Source organism: Rivularia sp. PCC 7116, assembly GCF_000316665.1.
Taxonomy (GTDB): Bacteria; Cyanobacteriota; Cyanobacteriia; order Cyanobacteriales; family Nostocaceae; genus Rivularia.
In genome coordinates, this window is the sequence record NC_019678.1 from 6,605,001 (window position 1) to 6,624,521 (window position 19,521).

Sequence of the window (19,521 nt, forward strand, 5' to 3'; positions counted from 1 at the left end):
TTAGGGTAACGACTTCGGGCGTGACCAACTTCCATGGTGTGACGGGCGGTGTGTACAAGGCCCGGGAACGAATTCACTGCAGTATGCTGACCTGCAATTACTAGCGATTCCTACTTCATGCAGGCGAGTTGCAGCCTGCAATCTGAACTGAGCCATGGTTTATGAGATTAGCGCACTATCGCTAGCTGGCTGCTCTTTGTCCATAGCATTGTAGTACGTGTGTAGCCCAAGACGTAAGGGGCATGATGACTTGACGTCATCCCCACCTTCCTCCGGTTTGTCACCGGCAGTCTCCCTAAAGTGCCCACCCGAAGTGCTGGCAACTAAGGACGAGGGTTGCGCTCGTTGCGGGACTTAACCCAACATCTCACGACACGAGCTGACGACAGCCATGCACCACCTGTGTTCCGGTTCCCGAAGGCACATTCTAGTTTCCCAGAACTTCCGGACATGTCAAGCCTTGGTAAGGTTCTTCGCGTTGCATCGAATTAAACCACATACTCCACCGCTTGTGCGGGCCCCCGTCAATTCCTTTGAGTTTCACACTTGCGTGCGTACTCCCCAGGCGGGATACTTAACGCGTTAGCTACGGCACTGTCCGGGTCGATACAGACAACGCCTAGTATCCATCGTTTACAGCTAGGACTACTGGGGTATCTAATCCCATTCGCTCCCCTAGCTTTCGTCCCTCAGTGTCAGTTGCGGCCTAGTAGAGCGCCTTCGCCACCGGTGTTCTTCCTGATCTCTACGCATTTCACCGCTACACCAGGAATTCCCTCTACCCCGAACGCACTCAAGTTTTGTAGTTTCCACTGCCTATATGTAGTTGAGCTACACGCTTTAACAGCAGACTTACAAAACCACCTACGAACGCTTTACGCCCAATTATTCCGGATAACGCTTGCATCCTCCGTATTACCGCGGCTGCTGGCACGGAGTTAGCCGATGCTGATTCCTCAAGTACCGTCATTATCTTCCTTGAGAAAAGAGGTTTACAACCCAAGAGCCTTCCTCCCTCACGCGGCGTTGCTCCGTCAGGCTTTCGCCCATTGCGGAAAATTCCCCACTGCTGCCTCCCGTAGGAGTCTGGGCCGTGTCTCAGTCCCAGTGTGGCTGATCATCCTCTCAGACCAGCTACTGATCGTCGCCTTGGTATGCTTTTACCACACCAACTAGCTAATCAGACGCGAGCTCATCTTTAGGCAATTAATCTTTCATCTTGCGACACATTCGGTATTAGCAGTCGTTTCCAACTGTTGTCCCGAACCTAAAGGCAGATTCTCACGCGTTACTCACCCGTCCGCCACTATCTCCGAAGAGACCGTTCGACTTGCATGTGTTAGGCACGCCGCCAGCGTTCATCCTGAGCCAGGATCAAACTCTCCGTTTTGATGGATTACAATATCAATTACGTAGTTACATTCATAACCAGCAAGTATTGCTTTCTCCTTGACTGACTATTTTTAAACCTTAGTCTTGGTTAATTACTTTACTAACGCAGACCTTTTATGGTATACTGGCTTTCAAACAAATATATAATTTTCTTGGTTCGGAACCCTTGAAGTGAAGGCGTTTCGCGCTTCTCTCTCTCAGGCACTTATACATAGTACCGAGAGAATATATTCGTGTCAACTCTTTTTTCTATCTTTTTTGAAATTAGTTTTTTATAAATCGCTCTAAGCCCTGCGCTAAAACAGTTTTAAGCGATAAAAATTTTTTGATTTTTTTTGAAAAACCCTTTGGTGGAAGTGAAGTTTATTGGTTTGAGAGCCATGGAGGGTAATCTCAATTATGGGATTTTGATTTTTAGTTGGTTGATTGAAAGAAATTTAGGCTTAAACGTATTAAGCAGACGCTTTAAACCGTTTTTAAAGAAGCAAAGTTGTTCATCACAGACTATATATAAGAGTTTTTTGGTTTAAACGGGCGGTTGAAACACTATCTGCACAGTCAAAATCGCCTTTGCGGACTATATATAGTGCATTAGGTGAAATAATTTAGTATTGATGAACTAATTAATCCACTAACTGCTTTATGAGACAGCAATTAAATATAGTCACTTTAGGAGTAGAAGACTTACAGCGCTCGCTGAAATTCTATAAAGATGGTTTGGGATGGAAGCTATCGAGCGCGAGTAATGAAAATATTGCTTTTTTCCAGATGGGTGGTGTGGTGCTTTCGCTTTATCCGCAAGATAAGTTGGCTGAAGATGTGAAAATCAAATCGGATGGTGATGGCTTTTCGGGAATAACTCTCGCTTACAATGCCAAAGATGAAGCGGAGGTAGACAAGGTATTGCAGCAGGTGGAAGCTTTAGGAGCAAAAATCGTCAAAAAAGCCGAAAAAGTTTTTTGGGGTGGTTACAGCGGATATTTTGCGGATTTTGACGGAAATTTATGGGAAGTTGCATGGAATCCGTTTTTTGAGTTTGATGAGTCGGATAATCTCGTACTACCTTAAGAATAAGAAAAGCAAAAGTTTTAAGTAAAGTAATTTTCATGGAAACTACAACCGCTGTTTTACCTCCATTTATTATTTTGGACAGTCACCTTGAAGAGTGGTTGCGAGAAGACATAGGAAGAGGCGATCGCACTACGCAATGTCTTCTAAATCAAGATGAAGCGGAAGGGAAAGCGCGGTGGATAGCAAAGGCTGATGGAGTAGTTGCTGGATTACCAGTTGCGGCAAGAGTGTTTCAACTTTTAAATAAAAAAGTTGATTTTACTGCTTTGGTGAAGGAAGGAGAATTTTGCGAGCAGGGAAAAGTGATAGCTCAAATAAAAGGTTCCCTCGATGCTTTATTAACCGGAGAGAGAGTAGCTTTAAATTTAGCGATGAGTTTGAGCGGGATTGCAACGCTGACTCGGAAGTATGTGGAAAAAATAGAAGATTTACCAACTTTATTTGTAGATACTCGTAAGACGACACCAGGTTTAAGAATTTTAGAAAAGTACGCCACTCAAGTCGGTGGTGCTATCAATCATCGGATGGGTTTGGATGATGCGGTGATGATTAAAGATAATCATATTGCGGCTGCGGGTGGAATTGGAAAAGCAGTAAATAAAATTCGCTCGCGGATACCTTATCCTTTGACTATAGAAGTAGAGACAGAAAATTTAGAACAAGTAAAAGAAGTTTTGGAATATCAAGCTGACATTATTATGTTGGATAACATGAAGCTGGATATGATGCGTCAAGCTGTGGAAGTTATTCGTCAGCACAATAATAAAGTGAAAATTGAAGCTTCTGGAAATGTGATGCTCGAAACTATCCGCGCGATAGCTGAAACTGGAGTTGATTATATTTCGAGTAGTGCGCCGATTACTCAGTCAAAATGGTTAGATTTGAGTATGAAAATTGATTAGTGTTAACGCAGAGGAGGGCAAAGGTTGACGCGAAGGAGGGCGGAGGATTATTTAGCAGAAATAATTTAATATTTTCAACTGAATTAATTATTTACAATCATTTCTACAGATACAGCTACATTGGGAAATGCTAAGGGATGAATTGTACCTTCAGTGATTGTAGATTTGAAAGCGTATTCTCCATCAGATGGTTCTCTAAAGATAATTAATTGTCTTTTTTTGAGATTTATTACCCAATATTCTATAATTCCGACTTCAGCATAGATTTTTGTTTTGGTTTCCAAGTCTTTTTCTAAACTAGAATTGGAATATTCAATCAACCAGAAAATATTTTCGGCATAGGGATGATGTTGTAAATATTCCCTTCCTAATGGTTTAACAATAGCAATATCTGCTTCTGGTTCGGAATTATTGGGAAGCGTAATAGGTTTTGCTTGACGAATTGTTGCTTTATCACCGAGCAATTTAATTAAATATGTCCCAGCTTCGGTACTAAAATAAGCATGGGGTTCTCCTTCTGGTGACATCTCTACAATTTCTCCCCTAAGTAATTCAACTCGACGATTATCAAAGATTCCCGCTTCAATCATTTGGTGATATTCTTCTATCGTCCATTTGGCTAGAGTTACTGTCATAGTTAGTCTCCCATATAACCCACAATTGCATCGCATTCTATATGATATTTTATCTAAAAATAATCATGAAAGCTTTGCTTTATTTTACAAGCTGCAATTCTGCAATTAACGGAAGATGATCCGAACCTCCTCCTTTACCAACATAAGCTTCAACGGTTTTAATATTTTTACTATGCCAAATATAATCAATTCTGCCGACGGGAAAAAATGTTCCTAGAAATGTATGTCCAAAACCCCATCCAGCTTGATGAAAGCTATCATTCATCGCTTTTTGCATTAACGAATAAGTTTCTGAGGTATCTGTAAAGTTACAGTCACACATAATTATTACTGGCTCATCATACTGTTTTGCAATATTACTTAAATAAGATACTTCCTTAGCTCGACGAGCATACCAATTTTGGGCTAATCTATAAAATTTATTCAAGGGATAAAATGGAATCAAATGTGCAACAATTGCTTCTAAGGGTTCTCCATTATTTAAACGAAGGGTTACTTGAATTCCGCGCTCGATTGGTGGTGCTGGTAAAGCAATAAGTTTGTCAATGGGAAAGCGACTTAAAATTCCGACATTATGAGAAAGTTCAACGGGATGAAAAGCTCGATAAGGATATTTTTTTTCAAAACGTTTAATTAATATAGGTGCAGCTTGCGGAGTTACTTCTTGTAAACCGATAATATCGGGATTATTCTCAGCTACCATTTTTACTATTGCATCATAGTCGGTATTACTGCGAAGCATATTAAATGTCATCGCTTTTATGGTTTGTGAATTTTGAGAAACAGGAGGTGATAAAGATGGTAGAAAAAAGGAACTGTACAAACCAATAAACAAACCTAATGGAAAGCAAAATCCAAAAAGTAAACGCCATTTTCGAGATAACAACGCAAATGGTAAGAATATAATTAAAGGAATAAAAATATATAAAGCTAGAGAGTTGATTAACGCTAGCCACCACAAACTATCGAAGAAAAGGAAACGCAATAAAATCCACATAGAGAATAAAATCAGGTAAATCCACGCTAGACAAGAAATAAATTTAGAAATACGCATAAGAGATTTAGTATAATAATTATGGATTTTCTATTGATTGTTATAACCTACTTTATTTAAAATAATTTCGATAGCATTCAAAATAACTTCTGGGCTATCAACCCAAACAAAATGGTCGCTTTTTGGTGCTTGTAGCTGAATGCAATTGCTAGATAATTGAAGCAATTCGGCGTGAATTTTTTCTCGCAGTTGATTCGCAGCTTTTAACGGTAAAGCAAAAGTCCATATAGAAGGTTTGAAAAAAGAACCGGCTTTGATACTAACAATCGGTAAATCTCCAAATTGATTAGCTTTACTTACCTGACGAGCGCTGATATTAAGAGTTAATATTTCCTGAGTCATTGTAATCCAATGTTTGGCTCGACAAAAAGAACGTTTTATTGAATTAAGATTATCTGGAGAAAATTTACGTAATTCTGGCTTTAGAAATTCAAATGCTTTAATATTTTTCAGCAATCGAATAATACCAAGAATTGAACCCAATATTGACATCAAAAATCCAGAAGCAAAGAAAAGCTTTAATACTGTTAAACTGAAAGACATGTCAAGCATTCCAGTTTCGTGAAGTCCGTCTGTTAATACCATTCCGATAACTTTTTCAGGATATTTATGTGCGTAGAGTCGCACGTTGTAACTTCCGAAGGAATCTCCTACTAAAATGTATGGTGGTTCAATGCCAGCATTATTTAAAAGAGTATCAAGCTCTTTAACAATTTGTTCGCTGCTTCTTTGATGGGGACTCTTTTCGCTCCAACCATATCCAGCGCGATCGTAGATACATACTCGTGCAATTTTTGCTATTTCTTCGATAAGTAAATAACCTTCCATTCCCCCCAAACTATGGTCTAATATGACTGTCGGACTGACTTTTCCCATAGTATATAAATGTAATTTATAGCCTCCGACATCAATAAGTTGCCCCGGAGGAGATTGTTTATCTTCTATCCAGGTTGCTATAAGTTGATAGATAGTTGTTGCAATTAGGATAAGATAATTGATTGGTAAAGGCATTTATGTACAATTTTTTGTTTTCTTATGCAATATAACTTAGAGTGACTATAATTAGAAGATATTTATGAAAAAAATGTATCGTTAAATAGAAATTAAAATGAAACCTTATATAGAAGTAGTTGGGGAATCAAAATATTTAGAAACCGTACAAAAATATATCGCCGATATCAATATAATTGTATGGACAAATAGAACGAAAATTCCTTTAAATGAAGTGACTATTCTACGCAATCTCTGTATTGAAAGTTTGTTATCAAATGGTTTACAGGAATATGAATTAAAAGAAGCAGGAATGAATGTACGAGAACGCTCTTTAAATCGTCGAAGAATCAGACAGGAAGCAAAACAGAAAATTATTGTTTCTTGTGCCGATATTTCTCGTTTAATCCAGGGTGTGTCTACCTTAGAGAAATTATTCAAAAAACCGCGCTATTCGTTTACCTTAGATATGCATCACCCTGTATTTTATGCAAGTTTAAAAATAAAGGAAGAAGCCAAAAAAGCAGCAATCAAAAATGCTTACTCTCATGCAAAGCTGTTATTAGAATCGGCAAATACTGAGATTGAGAATATTATCCAAATTGAACAACTTTCTCCAATTGTCGGAGAATCAGAAGTTTATAGTGATGAGTTAAAAGATATAGTAGTTACAGCAGCATCGTCGAAGAGTGATGCAAATTATAGACATCTGGAAAATGCTACTCGGGAGATAACGGTTCGATATCGAGTAATTTTTGGGATTAATTCATTATCTGAAAGTACAGTAAAATTAAATTCTGCTGATTTCGATTAATCTAAGATGTTGCACTATTCTCAAGAAGCCCAAATAAACCCGGTTTCTCGTGGTGAAAGCATGATTATTTCATTGTGAAATCAAAAAGAAACCGGGTTTCTGACGGTACGTTTAAATTCTGCTGATTTCGCAGCACCCTACAGTAAAAACATGATAGTTCGTGCTACACTTTAACCAGATACGTAGCATTTATGTATTATGAAACGACGACGAAGAATTTGATTTGCTACTACAAGCTTTCTACTATCAAGCTGGATGAGTTGATATATTTCCAGTGACTATATATAGATTAAGCAAACCGCGATCGGAAATATGAGGCGGTAGAATACATCTGTCATATTATAAGATTTTGAGTAAACTACGAAGTTCTAAAATCAATTAATATGCTTTTTTGTATTGCAGAAGAGTAAACAGTAAGATTAAGAGAAAATTACATATGAACGCTACACAAGAGCATTTAAGAGAAAAGTTAAAACAGGCTCTAGGCAAGGCTTTCGGTGATGAATATGCCAATACTGACCCAATTTTAGTTCCTGCGTCAAAGCCTGAGTTTGGTGATTATCAAGCAAATATGGCTTTATCTTTAGCGAAGAAGTTGGGACAAAAGCCTAGAGATATTGCAAATCAAGTTGTTGAGAATCTAGATGTGTCGGATATTTGCGAAAAGCCTGAAATTGCAGGTCCGGGTTTTATCAATTTACGGTTACAAACATCATACCTCGAAGCACAGTTAAATTCGATTCAAAAAGATGAGCGTTTGGGGGTACCCACAGCAAAGCAGCCAAAGCGGGAAGTTGTGGATTTTTCTAGTCCGAATATTGCTAAGGAAATGCACGTCGGACATTTACGCTCTACTATTATCGGTGATGCGATCGCTAGAATTTTAGAATTTAGAGGGCATGATGTAATCCGGTTGAATCACGTTGGTGACTGGGGTACGCAGTTCGGAATGTTGATTACTAATCTCCGGGAAGTTTCACCGTCAGCTTTAACTACTGCAAATGCTTTGGATATTGGAGATTTAGTTAATTTTTACAAGCAAGCCAAAAAACGCTTTGATGAAGATGAGGAGTTTCAAGAAAAGTCGCGAAATGAAGTTGTAAAATTACAAGCGGGTGCGGAAGATACTATTCACGCTTGGAAATTACTTTGCGAACAATCTCGGAAGGAGTTTCAGGTAATTTACGATTTGCTGGATATTAAGGTAGAGGAAAGAGGTGAATCTTTTTACAATCCTTTGTTACCGGAAGTAGTGGAAGATTTAGATAAAGCAGGATTATTAGAATCAAGCGATGGTGCAAAGGTTGTATTTTTAAAAGGATTTAAAAATAGAGATGGCCAACCTTTACCATTAATTGTACAGAAATCGGATGGTGGTTATAACTACGCGACGACAGATTTAGCAGCATTACGTCACAGAATACAAAAAGAAGAAGCCAAAAGGTTAATTTATGTCACGGATGCTGGACAAGCGAATCATTTTGCTGGAGTTTTTCAAGTAGCAAATCGAGCTAACTGGATTCCCGAAGATGTAGAAATTGTTCACGTACCTTTCGGTTTGGTGTTAGGGGAAGACGGAAAGAAACTAAAAACCCGCTCTGGAGAAACTGTGAGGTTGCGAGATTTATTAGATGAAGCAGTTTCTCGGTGTCGCGAGGATTTGGAAAAAAGATTAAAAGAGGAAGAAGGAAGAGAAGAAACGGAAGATTTTATTGCAAATGTTGCCAAAGTAGTGGGAATTAGTGCGGTTAAATATGCTGACTTGAGTCAAAATCGTACTGGTAACTATAAATTCAGCTTTGATAAAATGCTTGCGCTTAAAGGTAATACCGCACCTTATATGCTTTACGCATACGCGAGAACTCAAAGTATCAGTAGAAAAGGTGATATTGACTATGAAAACTTGGGTGAAAATATCAAAATAGTGCTTAAGGAAGAAGCAGAATTCACTTTAGCAAAGCATATTTTACAGCTAGATGAAGTTATTGCTGAAGTTGAAAAAGAATTACTTCCAAATCGATTGTGTGAATACCTTTATCAATTGAGTGAAAAATTCAACCAATTCTTTGAAAATTGTCCGGTTTTAAAATCGGAAGAACCTATTAAAACGTCGCGGTTAGCATTATGCGATTTGACAGCGAGAACTTTGAAATTAGGTTTAAATTTGTTGGGAATTGAAGTTTTGGAAAGGATGTAGTAATTTGCGAATTTATAAACCCGGTTTCTTCAAGAAACCGGGTTTCTTAAATACCAGTATTTACTGACTTATCTATCTCTTCTATAATCCTCAGTATTAACTGAATCGCTTCAAAATACTTCCGTAAAGGTGCAAATCTGAGTATACTTCTAAATAAGTTTGGTTCAAAGATTCCTTCTGGATATTCTATGGCAACGTATATCATCTTACCAACAAAAGAAATATAAATATTTTTGTTAGTTTTTTGATGAAACCTAACAAGTTTTTCTATTAAACTGTTTGATAAAATTCTTCTTGCTTGTATTTGGTCTTCACTGTACACTGAAAATAAATAATTAAATTCTGAATTATCAATTTCCACAAGTTGCTTTTCTTCGTCATCTAGCAAGTTTATAGCATTATTTGGTAACTTTGGTTTAATTACTGTTATTGGCTGCGATTTTTTGTTTAATTTGGCAGTGAAAAATAAACCTGTAAATACTTGATGACTGTAATTTTTATTTTCTAATATTTCAATCTTAAAACGTTGAAAATTCAAGTTTTTACCGTTTACCATTCGAGTAAATATATAGGGTATTCCCTTAAGTAGCCGAAGAGTAAACAATAATATTGCTGCTAAAACGGAAATTATCGGTACTGATGCGATAGCATCTAGGTTTCTAGTGATATTAAAAACTTTATTCCAAGGTTGAATAGTATTAGAACTAATGTCAACTGTTGACAACCTAATATCTACATTATTTATGATTCCAGTTATTAAATTATTTTGCTCGATGTAGTTAGGTTCAAAAAAATCATTTATAAGTTGACTGTTAGCTAGATGGGCAAGAGTTAGGCTGTTATCTTCATCAGAGTATACGACTGATTTGGTTAAATTTTTATCTGTATCAATAAATTCGTATATTTTGTGAATTAGATTATCATCAAACTTATAAGTAAAAGCTTTAAAAGTAGACTGATAAAATAACAAGTACAATGTAGCAAATATGAAGACAAGGAAAAAATAAATTAACGAAGGATATAAAAGAATAAAGGATAGGATTGCAAGAGCAGTAATATTACAAATTATGATTGTTGCGATTGCTTGCTTACGTCGAGCTTCAAATATTTTTAAAACTTTAAGTAAGTTGTGCTGATAAAATTCCTCAAATTCATCAAGTGTTCTTAAGCGAAATAATTTAGAAACAGGCTTTTGAGTTGAATCTTGAAACTGTTTATCTACGGAAGATGATTTATCAACACTTTCTATTGGTAAAGGTAAAATCTGGGTTTCAATAAGATTTTCAGGTGGATGTTCGCGAAACAAATCGGTATATAATAATTCTTTAGCCCATCTTTGACTGAGTTTATCTTTACTCGTGATTAACTTGATACAGAGCGAAATAGCTAGCTCTAGCTCTCCACTATTTTGATAAAAATGAATTAAATATTTACTAGCTTGTAGATATTCACTAGTTCCCGGTAAAGTTTTTTCGCAATATTGTTCAAATATTTCAAATACCTCAGCGTAATTTTTATCTATCAACGCATTATATCCTTGTTGATAAATCACCGATGCTTGTGTAGAAGTTAATAATTCTGTTTCTTTTTCCGAATTCCTTTTTCTTATCCATTGATGTTTTGATAAAGACAATAAATATTGATTTGCAAGTAATCTAGTTACATAATGCTTGCTGTTGAGCAGTTGATTGCAAAGTGCGACTGCATTTTTTGATTGTCCGTTGGAGTGGTAAGCTTCAATTAATAAAACTTGTGCGTATAAATGCTCTTTGGTATTAAACTTGAGATTTTCGCAAGCTGTTTCTAAAGTTTCTACAACATGAGAATTACTTCCGAATTCTAAATAGTCATTTACTGAATGTAAAACCAGTTTTGCAGATTCACTATCCCAAAGGGGTTGATTGTCACCTTCAATTACTTCCTGGGGGAGCGATTGATAAGCTTCCGGAGACAGATAAGCAAGTACTCGTTTAGCCCATTTTTTGATTTGAGGATGTCCGTTGATTGCTAATTCTTTAGTACGCTCAATTGCTTTTGATTTGTCTCCAAGATAACCGTAAGCTTTAACTATGTGCTGTTGAGCGTAAATGTATTCCGAGTAGTTACCTTCGGAATCTGCTTGATAATTTTGACAATATTCTTCTAATAATTCTATAGCAGTAGAAAAATTTCCACGCTGAATTTCACTTACACCTTCGATAAGTGTATTTAAGGTAGATGACATGATTATTAAAGCTTGATTTTAAATTAAATAGATAAATATGAATTTAGATGGTAACTAAAGGGATATATCCCTTACTACGAACAAATAAATTAGGTTTTTATATTAATATTATATGAAGTGTTATTTTGACGTTATAAGGGTGTAATTACGCAATTAAATGTAGAGATGTAGCAGTGCTATGTCTTTATAATTTGTGGTTGTTGTTAGATAATTACTTAGATTTAGGGATTATAAACGAAGCTACTTTCGATATAAATACCAACGCGATCGCCATTTTTTGCTTCACCGATGATATAGATATTTTCTGATGTCCAAAAACTAAATCGATACATCATTACATCGGAAAATGTTTGATTAAAAGTAGTTATTAAAAATACTTTATTCGCCAGTTTTTTCTATGTAGTTGACAAAAATAACGCTTGATGTGGGTTTAGAATTAGTATTTTTTATGATTTTTGATTATTTGATTTTTGATAATGCTCGGTTGTTGATAGAAGATTATTAAAGAAAAAACCGCAGAGTACGCAGACTAAGCAGAGGAAAAAGAATAGATAGAGAGATGATGGTTATTCCCATAAGCTACAGATGGTGCGTGACGCGAGAAAATTAATAACTACGTAAAAAATTTATCGCAGCGTCACAGCACCCTACAATTACCAATTACCAATACCCAATTCCCAATTACAATATCCCTCGATAGTGAATAAAGGTTAAAATCACTGCCCAAGAACCTAAAGCTACTTTGATTGCAACCAAGAAATTCAATAATGGCAGAACTCCACCACTAAATAAGGTACCGAATTCACCAAAAGGTAGTTCAAATCCTGACAGCTTAATTACAGACAAGACAATAAATATCAATACAGAAATCTTCTCCCATTTAGAAGCGTGCCATTTTTTATAAAGTGACTGCATCCATTCGGGTGAGGAGGTAATCGCTACCAAACCAATTGCTGTACCACCAGCTACTCCAGCAGCAAAACCACCACCGGGACTTAAATGTCCGCGAATTGCTAATTCAATTCCTACTAAGGCTGCAATTGTTGCACCCAATCTAGCTAATATTATTGAAGGTCTGTCGCTGAAATGATAAATTGCACAAAATGGTCTTTCGTTAGCCAGCATATAGGTGGCTCCCATGATGGCAATTGTAAATACCACTACTTCAAAAATGGTGTCGTAAAGCCGATTCCGAAAGATGATTCCCGATACTGCGTTAGGTACTCCGCTATCTTGTACCACAGCCTGAACAATAGAAATTGAAGAATCTGCCTCTGGATTAGATACGAGCAACATTTTAACGAACAGCGCTAATCCAGCTATTACGTAAATCCATTTGCTATTCATCAATGTTGTTTCTCCAATCTTAGTAAATTTACATCAATTACATTTGCATAGCTCAAAACCGTATTGGGGCATGTAAGCTCGGCTCGCAAGATATCGTAAATACGTTGGATACGAATTGTGGTTCGTAGAGGTATATCTAAATCTAGATTATGAGTACAGGTTGCGTGAATTTCTTTTTCGGTTAAAGCTCGCTGTAAAGCGTTGATATCGTTATAAGGAACTAATTCCAACCGCATGTGACGCTGATTTAAAATCTTTCGGAAGTCAGCGGTTAATTCCAGAAAAGCTGGTTCTGTTTCTAGATGATGGACTGCATCTGCAAGTACTCCCACACGCAATACTAAAGAGGAGCGTACTGCAACTGCATACAAAGTAATTGCTAATAAAGTACCCATCAAAGCTTCGGTTAAAGCTACATCGGCAGCACCTAAAACTGCATATACCAAAGCAGCGATCGCACCTAAAATTCCTCTTAAAGCTAATGCATGGTAGGGATTAACTTGAAATATTACCAAGCAGGAGGTTAAGGGAAGTAGGGCAATAATAATATATAGATAAAAATCTAGGTTATTGTTCATTACTATCTCCTTCACCGGAACAGTAAGCTAAAACGTAACCAAGCATCGTATTCCAAATTGCTAAGGTAATAATAGCAAGAACAAGTAAAGGCCATTCTGCGGTTTTTTTCAACAGCAATCCGCAAACAATAGCAATTGAACCAAGAGTATCTGCGACGGAAAGACTGTGTAATTTGAATAAAACTGAACGTTTCCCCATCAAAGGGAAAGTTCCCCAAAACCAAAAGAAAATTCCGATACTTATAAGTACATAGCTAAGTATATTTATCATGTTTCTCTTAAACGTTTGAGTATATGTGCTAATAACATTATTCCGGCATCACCTACGCTGAGGATAATTACGGCAACTACCCCAACCATCCAATCATCTCGCAATACAGATACAACTAAAGCAATCATGGCTGTTTTAGTTGAAATACTGGCAAATGCCAGCATAGTTTGCCAAATATTTTCGTCTTTCCATGCTTCGTAGATAGGTATTGATAAAGCTATTAGCATGGAAATTAAAATTACAATATTTAAGTCTATAGTAAAAGTTAAATTCATGATTTAATAGCCTTTTTTGGTAACACCCGGTGGACTTCATACCAGCCATCTTTGCGGTATTTATAAACGATTGTTTTTGGAGTAAAGGTAATGAGAAAGATATCTAAAAATATTAGTCTTGCAGAACGATTTGGTGGTATTTCCTCTAAGATTACATCTTCGTAATTGTGGGGACGAATAATAATTTCAAAAGCTTCAATATAAGCTTGGGGAATGGCTAACAATATTTTTCCTAATACAGTTAACCAATCTTTTAATTTTTCTCGGGATGGATAACCGCGAGGTAAAATTAGCGCAATAATTACACCGATAATGATGTTTGCTGGACTCAAATCGGATGTAAGCAAAAACCAAATAGCAAGTCTTAATATGAAATTCCCAACCATGAAAATGCCATCCAAAATAGTACAACTGTAACTAGGCTCATTACACCAATAAGATGCTCGAATTCCTCAAGTACCCGAGGTAATTTCAAAGAGGTACTTTTAAATATCAACCAATACAGCAACCAACCAACAGCTATAGTTACAACTGCTTTGAGAATACTCTCCAAACTATAAGCCTGGGGATAAAGAACGTTAGCTGTAATTAACCAACCCAACAAAAGAACAATCGCAGCCCAGAATCCCGGCTTTGGTTTTTGCCCTTCCCCTCGAAGTAAAAAAATAAATCTGGCATATACCGTTACTGTTCCTACAACAGCAATATTCATCGCAATTTCCTGCCAAGACAATAAATTCTTCATTGTCAAAACTTTTGCACTATATCCCGTCAACAAAGGCATACCGGATATAGAAAGACTGGCTATAACCAAAACAACCCAAGTAGGAGTATCAATGGGTTGCCACTGCAATTGCTTAATATTGCGACTGGGTAAATTACCCGCAGTCAAAAACAGCGCTGCTTTTGCTAAACCATGCGCTAAAGCGTAATATCCTCCTTGTAAAGGAGCAGCGAGAATCCAACCTAATTGCGAAATTGTACTCGAAGCTAATATCCGCTTGGTGTCGTTTTCAAATAAAGCATATATAACCCCCAAAAAAGCAGTTGCAACTCCAAAGCTTCTCACAATGGGATCTATTTCTTCGACAATCAACGCACATCTAATTAACGGATAAACCCCAGCTTTCACAACTACCCCCGACAACAAAGCCGAAACGGGAGTATCGGATTCCGAATGAGTTAAAGGTAGCCATAAACCCGAAACAAAAACTCCTCCTTTAACCAAAAGTCCGACAAAAATTAATGCCAATGCTTCTGGTGGCGCTTTACTTAAGCCAGCATAGGCAAAAGAATTATTGGCTTGATATACCAGCACAGCGCCGATTAGATAAAACAGCATAGCTGTATTGCTGATAAACAAATAGCGCAGAGCAACCCAAATCGAACGATCTGTACGGGGATAGGCAATCAGTAGGAATGCAGCAATTCCGCTGACTTCCAAAGCGACATATAAACTGATAAAATCCGTACAGGCGAATGCTGCGTTAACGCTGCCATGCACGACAATAGCTTGAGTATAGAAAAAAGCTGATTTATCGCTACGCCAACAATATAAAATGACAGCAGCACTTACTAAAGCATTAGTCAATATGAAGTAAGCGCTCAATTCATCGACGCTTAAAGTTACCCCAAAACTATCTAATAGCTCTAACGTTAAAGGTGACTGTTGTATGAATAGTATTAACGCATAAACGAAAGAAGCAAATGTTCCCAACAAAGCTAAATAGCGGTCAAGTTTGGGAATAAGATAGATGGTGAAACCTAAAAAAAACGGTAGGGTTGCCCAAACGATGGTAATAGTATTCATGATGGGGTATTGTTTTTCTCGATTTCATTACTTTCCAAAGTCGGATTATCCTTAGCCAACTTCATTACACCTACTAACATCAGCGCTTGAATGGAAAAACCAATGACAATTGCTGTTAAAATCACCGCTTGGGGAACTGGATCTGCATAAGTACGATTTGCCACACCTGAAAAAATCGGCGTAAATAAACCATTCCGAGAAGCGATCGCCACATAATAAGCAATTACTCCCGTACTCATGACATCCATAGCCACGATTTTCATCACCAGGTTTTTTTTAAAGATAATTCCGAAAAATCCGCATAATACCGTTGCAAGGATACAGGCTTCTAACACAATATTTGCTTTTTAGGTAAAGTTTAGTTATATTTATTTTCTAGGTAATGTATTATCTTTTCTCTATAGAGTTCCGGTATATCCTGGGTAATAGATATACGAAAAACCTTCAATTAAAATAACTTTTAATCGAGTTCTAATAATACAAATGCTTTGCTAAGAGCAGGCTCTGGTTTGAGATAGAGCGTGTTTAAAGAATTTTACATCTCTCTATAGATATAATTTTTGAGTAAAACACCGCTAATAAAAGCATACTTGTATTCGCAGGAAGTTATTGTTCTACGCATTGATTTTTATACTTCACCTTTTTCTTAAGAATTGATTAATGACTTATATATAGAATAAATGGTAAGAGGCGTTCAAGGCAAGGAATTGGTTTTGCAAGGGAATTGGGCATTGGGCATTGGGCATAGGAAATTGAAAATTAATAATAAGATATCTTAGGGTGCGTGACGCTTCGATACATGTAGTTCGGGATTAGAATCGTTATATTGTGTCATGCAGTAACCGTAAATAAAGGTGAAATCGGAACTTATAGGAATTAGGGATTGTAATCAAATTTGCTGGTTAGTCTCAAACCAACTCGGTCGTTTTCTGTGGATTCACCGACTATGAATAGTTGTGTATAATCCCAAAAACGGAATGCATATAGTATTAATTCTGGAAATTTAGCTTTGAGAAAATAATTTAAATGCTGGTATTTTTGATATATTTCTTCTCCTTCTTCTTCAGAACCGAAGCTTTGAAAAAGATATTCTCGTTCGTCCGGGTAAAAGCTTTTAAATTCAGTAATTTGGAGAAATTCGGATTTAATTAAAGCATTTTGAAGTGCTGTTTGTTTGGTAGAAGCGGTTTGATAAAGAATTTGATGGTGATAAGTTTGTTCGTAACCACCGTCATAATGTCCGTAAGTCAAAACGGGTGTTAAGGATTCGAGAATTTTATCAATTTTAGACTCTAAATCGGTTTTTGGTTGAGCTACAAATGCTTCTATATTATTTTCGGTAATTATAATATCGTTAAATTCAGGAGTTTCTTGAGGAACGGTAGAAGTAACGCAAATCCAGTTTTCATTATCAAGTAGTTGTCCGACTATGGCAAAACAAGAATATTCAGCCGAACAGCTAAATTCATAAACTTCTAAATCGTATAAATTTGATTTTAATAATTTTGATAGCTGCTTGTAATAATTTTTGCGTTGTTGAAATTGTGGGGATTTTCTATCTACTTCATCTTCTTCATCTTCAAAAACACATTCAGCATAAGAACAATATTCATCCAGTGTGGGGACACCGATTTCTTCTATTTCCCACCAATTATTAATAGCAATTTCAATGTCGGTATTTTTCATCCAACCTTGGGAATAAAGTAGAGATATGAAATGAAAGTTTCCTTTGACGGAAGATTCCCAATAGAAAGGTTGCCATTCTGATGTGTGGTTAGAAGGAAGACGACAGATTATTTCTTCTTGTAGTAAAACTTCGAGAGTTGCGAGGATTTGGGTTGTTGAGGGGTTCATGTGAATATTGAAATTATATTTTAAACGCAGAGGGACACAAAGGTAAACGCGGAGGAGCGCAGAGTTTTTTATAAATTATGATTTGCTGCTGCTCTAACAATTCGATTGCCATCACGAGCAAGAATCGAACGAGTTTCTAAAGGTGTTGATTCGTTTTGGGCAACAGCATATCTTTCTAACCAAGAAGCGGAATTTGCAGCTTGAGTTAATGTTTGTTGTGGTGTGAGGGGATGAAGTAGAGTTACGAATCGGACGAAAGGGTTATTTGATTGAGCGTATTCTGCGAGTAGAGTCGGTAAGTCGTCGGTGTCGGGGTTGTAAATTCGGGGGAGACTTTGAAGGGTTGGGGATTGTTGAATATTAAGTTGTGAAAAAGCCGATTGTAATGAAGCATTATGATTATTAGTTCGCTTATAGATTAATATTTCTGCTTCTTGGGTTTCCCATCTGCTTTCTAGTTCTAATTTAATTTTATAGATATCAAGGGGAGTAAGATTCGGATTTTGTAGTACAATTGCAGTCGAAGAAAGCTCTTGAAGTAAATCTTTTGGGGTATTTGGATGTTCTGCAACCAATCCCTGGGTAGTAGAATTATCTTCTTGAGCAGCTTGTCTAAGAATACTTACAGGAGCATTCGGATTTTTGATAACGTCTTGAATTGAGCCTTTACGATATTGAAGAATGAATTTTAATATAGATAATGGTGTTAGAGGATTTTTCGCAATTCTTCGGTGAATATATTCACTCATATAACATCCAATGTGAGATAGTTCGTAAGCAAGCAGTTGTTGTAAATATTCGATACGCTGTGCTTCTGAAGTTTGAGGATTGAACGCTACAGCCATTCGCATATCCCAATCTTCTAAATATTCGCTTTCATCATCGGGAGTTTTCTTATGTTGTTCCCATAATCTTTCTCTCAACAAAGCTGGTACTGATGAGTTTCCCAATAATGCAGCTACTACTTCTTGATTAATGCGATCGCGATTGTATTGGGTATTCAATAAACACATCAAACCATCCAGAATATTGTAGTTTTTTGTTAATTGTTTATTTTTAGACCAAGGTTTGCGTCTTCCTTCAGAACGTTTTCCAACTGTATATCTCCCTTCCCACTCTAGAGGAGATTCTTGTTTAGATAAGTATTCAAGAGTTTTTCTTTCCAATTCATCAAGAGAATTTACTAAAGCAATCCATTCTTCAAAAAATATTGATTTGTCAAGCTCCTGTATTTGCTGAAGCGTAAATAAAATCATCTCAGGTGACTGACCTTTATAAATAAACGTTTTAATCTGCTTTAATAAATTTGGTGTGATATCCGGAGCTAATTCACGCAACAATTCTTCTGTCCCATTTAATTTATAGGATTTATTTGCTAATTCTTCTAAAACCTTTCCAACAACTGCAACCGATACCGCAACGGCATATATTCATTCTGCAATCCTTGAATTAACCTTCTCTGGGGAACCCATTCACTCAAAAAACAAGGAGCTACGGGAGCAAATCGCATCAACTCCACCGCTAACCTGTCATTTTGTCCCAAATCCAGATTCCGCAACACTTCCGCAATAGTTTCTTGATAATCTTCTAAGGTACCCGCAAAATTAACGTGCAATCTTGCAGCTTCCACAACTGCGGAATAATCGCTGTTGAGTAGAATTTCTAAAAGACTTCGGGGAGTATCGGCAAAAGATGCAACAGCAATCTGCATTTCCTCCGATTCCGTCAGTAATTCTTCGGGTGTTTCTAAAAATATTTGTAAATCCGATGCACTAATCTGAAGTAACTGCATAACTTTAAATTTATTATCTTATGGTACTAATATACTGTTTTCCCCTTAATTGTCAAAAGATTGATTATTTCACATCTTCATTATTCTCGTGAAGCCTGCGCCTTGTAAGCCGGAGGCTTTCTCGCAGAGAAATCAATTTCAAGGCTAATATACGAAGTACGTTGAAACGCACTAAAAGCTTTGCTCAGTCTGATTTATCAGACTTTGTATGTCAGCCTGGGAATTTATTCCAAGGCGGTTGTTGAGTCCAAAAAACAATAAAGACGGAGCACATCATGCCCCGTCTCTACACAAATAAAGCTATAAACTTAAACA

Annotated in this window: 18 protein-coding genes and 1 rRNA gene (1 of these 19 cut by a window edge); 4 read left to right on the forward strand and 15 right to left on the reverse strand. The window is 36.8% G+C overall.

The genetic code is table 11. The features are described 5' to 3' along the window. Nucleotides 1–1,390 (reverse strand): 16S ribosomal RNA (locus RIV7116_RS25470); it reaches 97 nt to the left of the window's first position. Nucleotides 1,391–2,034: 644 nt separating this feature from the next. On the opposite strand from RIV7116_RS25470, the gene RIV7116_RS25475 reads away from it, so the two are divergent. Then, entirely contained in the window at nt 2,035–2,460 is a 426-nt protein-coding gene (locus RIV7116_RS25475; RefSeq protein WP_015121203.1) for a VOC family protein, read from the forward strand. Nucleotides 2,461–2,498: 38 nt separating this feature from the next. Then, on the forward strand, nt 2,499–3,365 hold the full coding sequence (gene nadC / locus RIV7116_RS25480; RefSeq protein WP_015121204.1) for a carboxylating nicotinate-nucleotide diphosphorylase: 867 nt from the start codon (nt 2,499–2,501) through the stop codon (nt 3,363–3,365). An 83-nt stretch (nt 3,366–3,448) separates the two neighbouring features. Here the strand turns inward: nadC and RIV7116_RS25485 are convergent, their stop codons facing one another. From RIV7116_RS25485 to RIV7116_RS25495, 3 genes are all read right to left on the reverse strand, one after another. Beyond that, entirely contained in the window at nt 3,449–4,000 is a 552-nt protein-coding gene (locus RIV7116_RS25485) for a Uma2 family endonuclease (protein WP_015121205.1), read from the reverse strand. A 79-nt stretch (nt 4,001–4,079) separates the two neighbouring features. Continuing rightward, the gene (locus RIV7116_RS25490) at nt 4,080–5,054 is read right to left on the reverse strand and encodes an endonuclease/exonuclease/phosphatase family protein (RefSeq protein ID WP_015121206.1); all 975 of its coding nucleotides are present in this window, start codon (nt 5,052–5,054) and stop codon (nt 4,080–4,082) included. A 30-nt stretch (nt 5,055–5,084) separates the two neighbouring features. Further along, entirely contained in the window at nt 5,085–6,065 is a 981-nt protein-coding gene (locus RIV7116_RS25495) for an alpha/beta fold hydrolase (protein ID WP_015121207.1), read from the reverse strand. A 97-nt stretch (nt 6,066–6,162) separates the two neighbouring features. Here RIV7116_RS25495 and RIV7116_RS25500 point away from each other — a divergent pair, with 97 nt between their 5' ends. Further along, nucleotides 6,163–6,858 carry an SIMPL domain-containing protein gene (locus RIV7116_RS25500; RefSeq protein WP_015121208.1) on the forward strand — a complete coding sequence of 232 codons (696 nt, stop codon included), beginning with the start codon at nt 6,163–6,165 and terminating at the stop codon, nt 6,856–6,858. Nucleotides 6,859–7,294: 436 nt separating this feature from the next. Further along, entirely contained in the window at nt 7,295–9,055 is a 1,761-nt protein-coding gene (gene argS / locus RIV7116_RS25505; protein WP_015121209.1) for an arginine--tRNA ligase, read from the forward strand. Nucleotides 9,056–9,101: 46 nt separating this feature from the next. Here argS and RIV7116_RS35240 read toward each other — a convergent pair whose 3' ends face one another. The 11 genes from RIV7116_RS35240 to RIV7116_RS25560 form a co-directional block, all read right to left on the reverse strand. Then, the gene (locus tag RIV7116_RS35240; RefSeq protein ID WP_015121210.1) at nt 9,102–11,279 is read right to left on the reverse strand and encodes a DUF3137 domain-containing protein; all 2,178 of its coding nucleotides are present in this window, start codon (nt 11,277–11,279) and stop codon (nt 9,102–9,104) included. Nucleotides 11,280–11,960: 681 nt separating this feature from the next. Next, nucleotides 11,961–12,626, reverse strand: a complete 666-nt coding sequence (locus tag RIV7116_RS25515) for a Na(+)/H(+) antiporter subunit B (protein WP_015121212.1) — start codon at nt 12,624–12,626, stop codon at nt 11,961–11,963. Further along, nucleotides 12,626–13,204 carry a DUF4040 domain-containing protein gene (locus RIV7116_RS25520; RefSeq protein ID WP_015121213.1) on the reverse strand — a complete coding sequence of 193 codons (579 nt, stop codon included), beginning with the start codon at nt 13,202–13,204 and terminating at the stop codon, nt 12,626–12,628. The genes RIV7116_RS25515 and RIV7116_RS25520 overlap by 1 nt, the downstream gene beginning before the upstream one ends. Beyond that, nucleotides 13,194–13,475 (reverse strand): monovalent cation/H(+) antiporter subunit G, encoded by a 282-nt coding sequence (locus tag RIV7116_RS25525; RefSeq protein WP_015121214.1) that lies wholly within the window; start codon nt 13,473–13,475, stop codon nt 13,194–13,196. The genes RIV7116_RS25520 and RIV7116_RS25525 overlap by 11 nt, the downstream gene beginning before the upstream one ends. Continuing rightward, nucleotides 13,472–13,750, reverse strand: coding sequence for a hypothetical protein (locus RIV7116_RS25530; RefSeq protein WP_015121215.1), 279 nt, complete (start codon nt 13,748–13,750; stop codon nt 13,472–13,474). Before RIV7116_RS25530 ends, RIV7116_RS25525 begins: the two co-directional genes overlap by 4 nt. Beyond that, nucleotides 13,747–14,136, reverse strand: coding sequence for a Na+/H+ antiporter subunit E (locus RIV7116_RS25535; protein ID WP_015121216.1), 390 nt, complete (start codon nt 14,134–14,136; stop codon nt 13,747–13,749). The genes RIV7116_RS25530 and RIV7116_RS25535 overlap by 4 nt, the downstream gene beginning before the upstream one ends. Continuing rightward, nucleotides 14,115–15,560 carry a cation:proton antiporter gene (locus RIV7116_RS25540; RefSeq protein WP_015121217.1) on the reverse strand — a complete coding sequence of 482 codons (1,446 nt, stop codon included), beginning with the start codon at nt 15,558–15,560 and terminating at the stop codon, nt 14,115–14,117. Before RIV7116_RS25540 ends, RIV7116_RS25535 begins: the two co-directional genes overlap by 22 nt. Beyond that, nucleotides 15,557–15,895 (reverse strand): cation:proton antiporter subunit C, encoded by a 339-nt coding sequence (locus tag RIV7116_RS25545; protein ID WP_015121218.1) that lies wholly within the window; start codon nt 15,893–15,895, stop codon nt 15,557–15,559. Before RIV7116_RS25545 ends, RIV7116_RS25540 begins: the two co-directional genes overlap by 4 nt. Nucleotides 15,896–16,436: 541 nt before the next feature. Next, nucleotides 16,437–17,414: a hypothetical protein gene (locus RIV7116_RS25550; RefSeq protein ID WP_015121219.1), complete on the reverse strand. Its 978-nt coding sequence runs from the start codon at nt 17,412–17,414 to the stop codon at nt 16,437–16,439. A 68-nt stretch (nt 17,415–17,482) separates the two neighbouring features. Continuing rightward, complete coding sequence (locus tag RIV7116_RS25555; RefSeq protein ID WP_015121220.1) at nt 17,483–18,754, reverse strand: hypothetical protein; 1,272 nt, start codon at nt 18,752–18,754, stop codon at nt 17,483–17,485. A 44-nt stretch (nt 18,755–18,798) separates the two neighbouring features. Next, nucleotides 18,799–19,206 (reverse strand): hypothetical protein, encoded by a 408-nt coding sequence (locus RIV7116_RS25560; RefSeq protein WP_015121221.1) that lies wholly within the window; start codon nt 19,204–19,206, stop codon nt 18,799–18,801. Nucleotides 19,207–19,521: the final 315 nt, after the last annotated feature.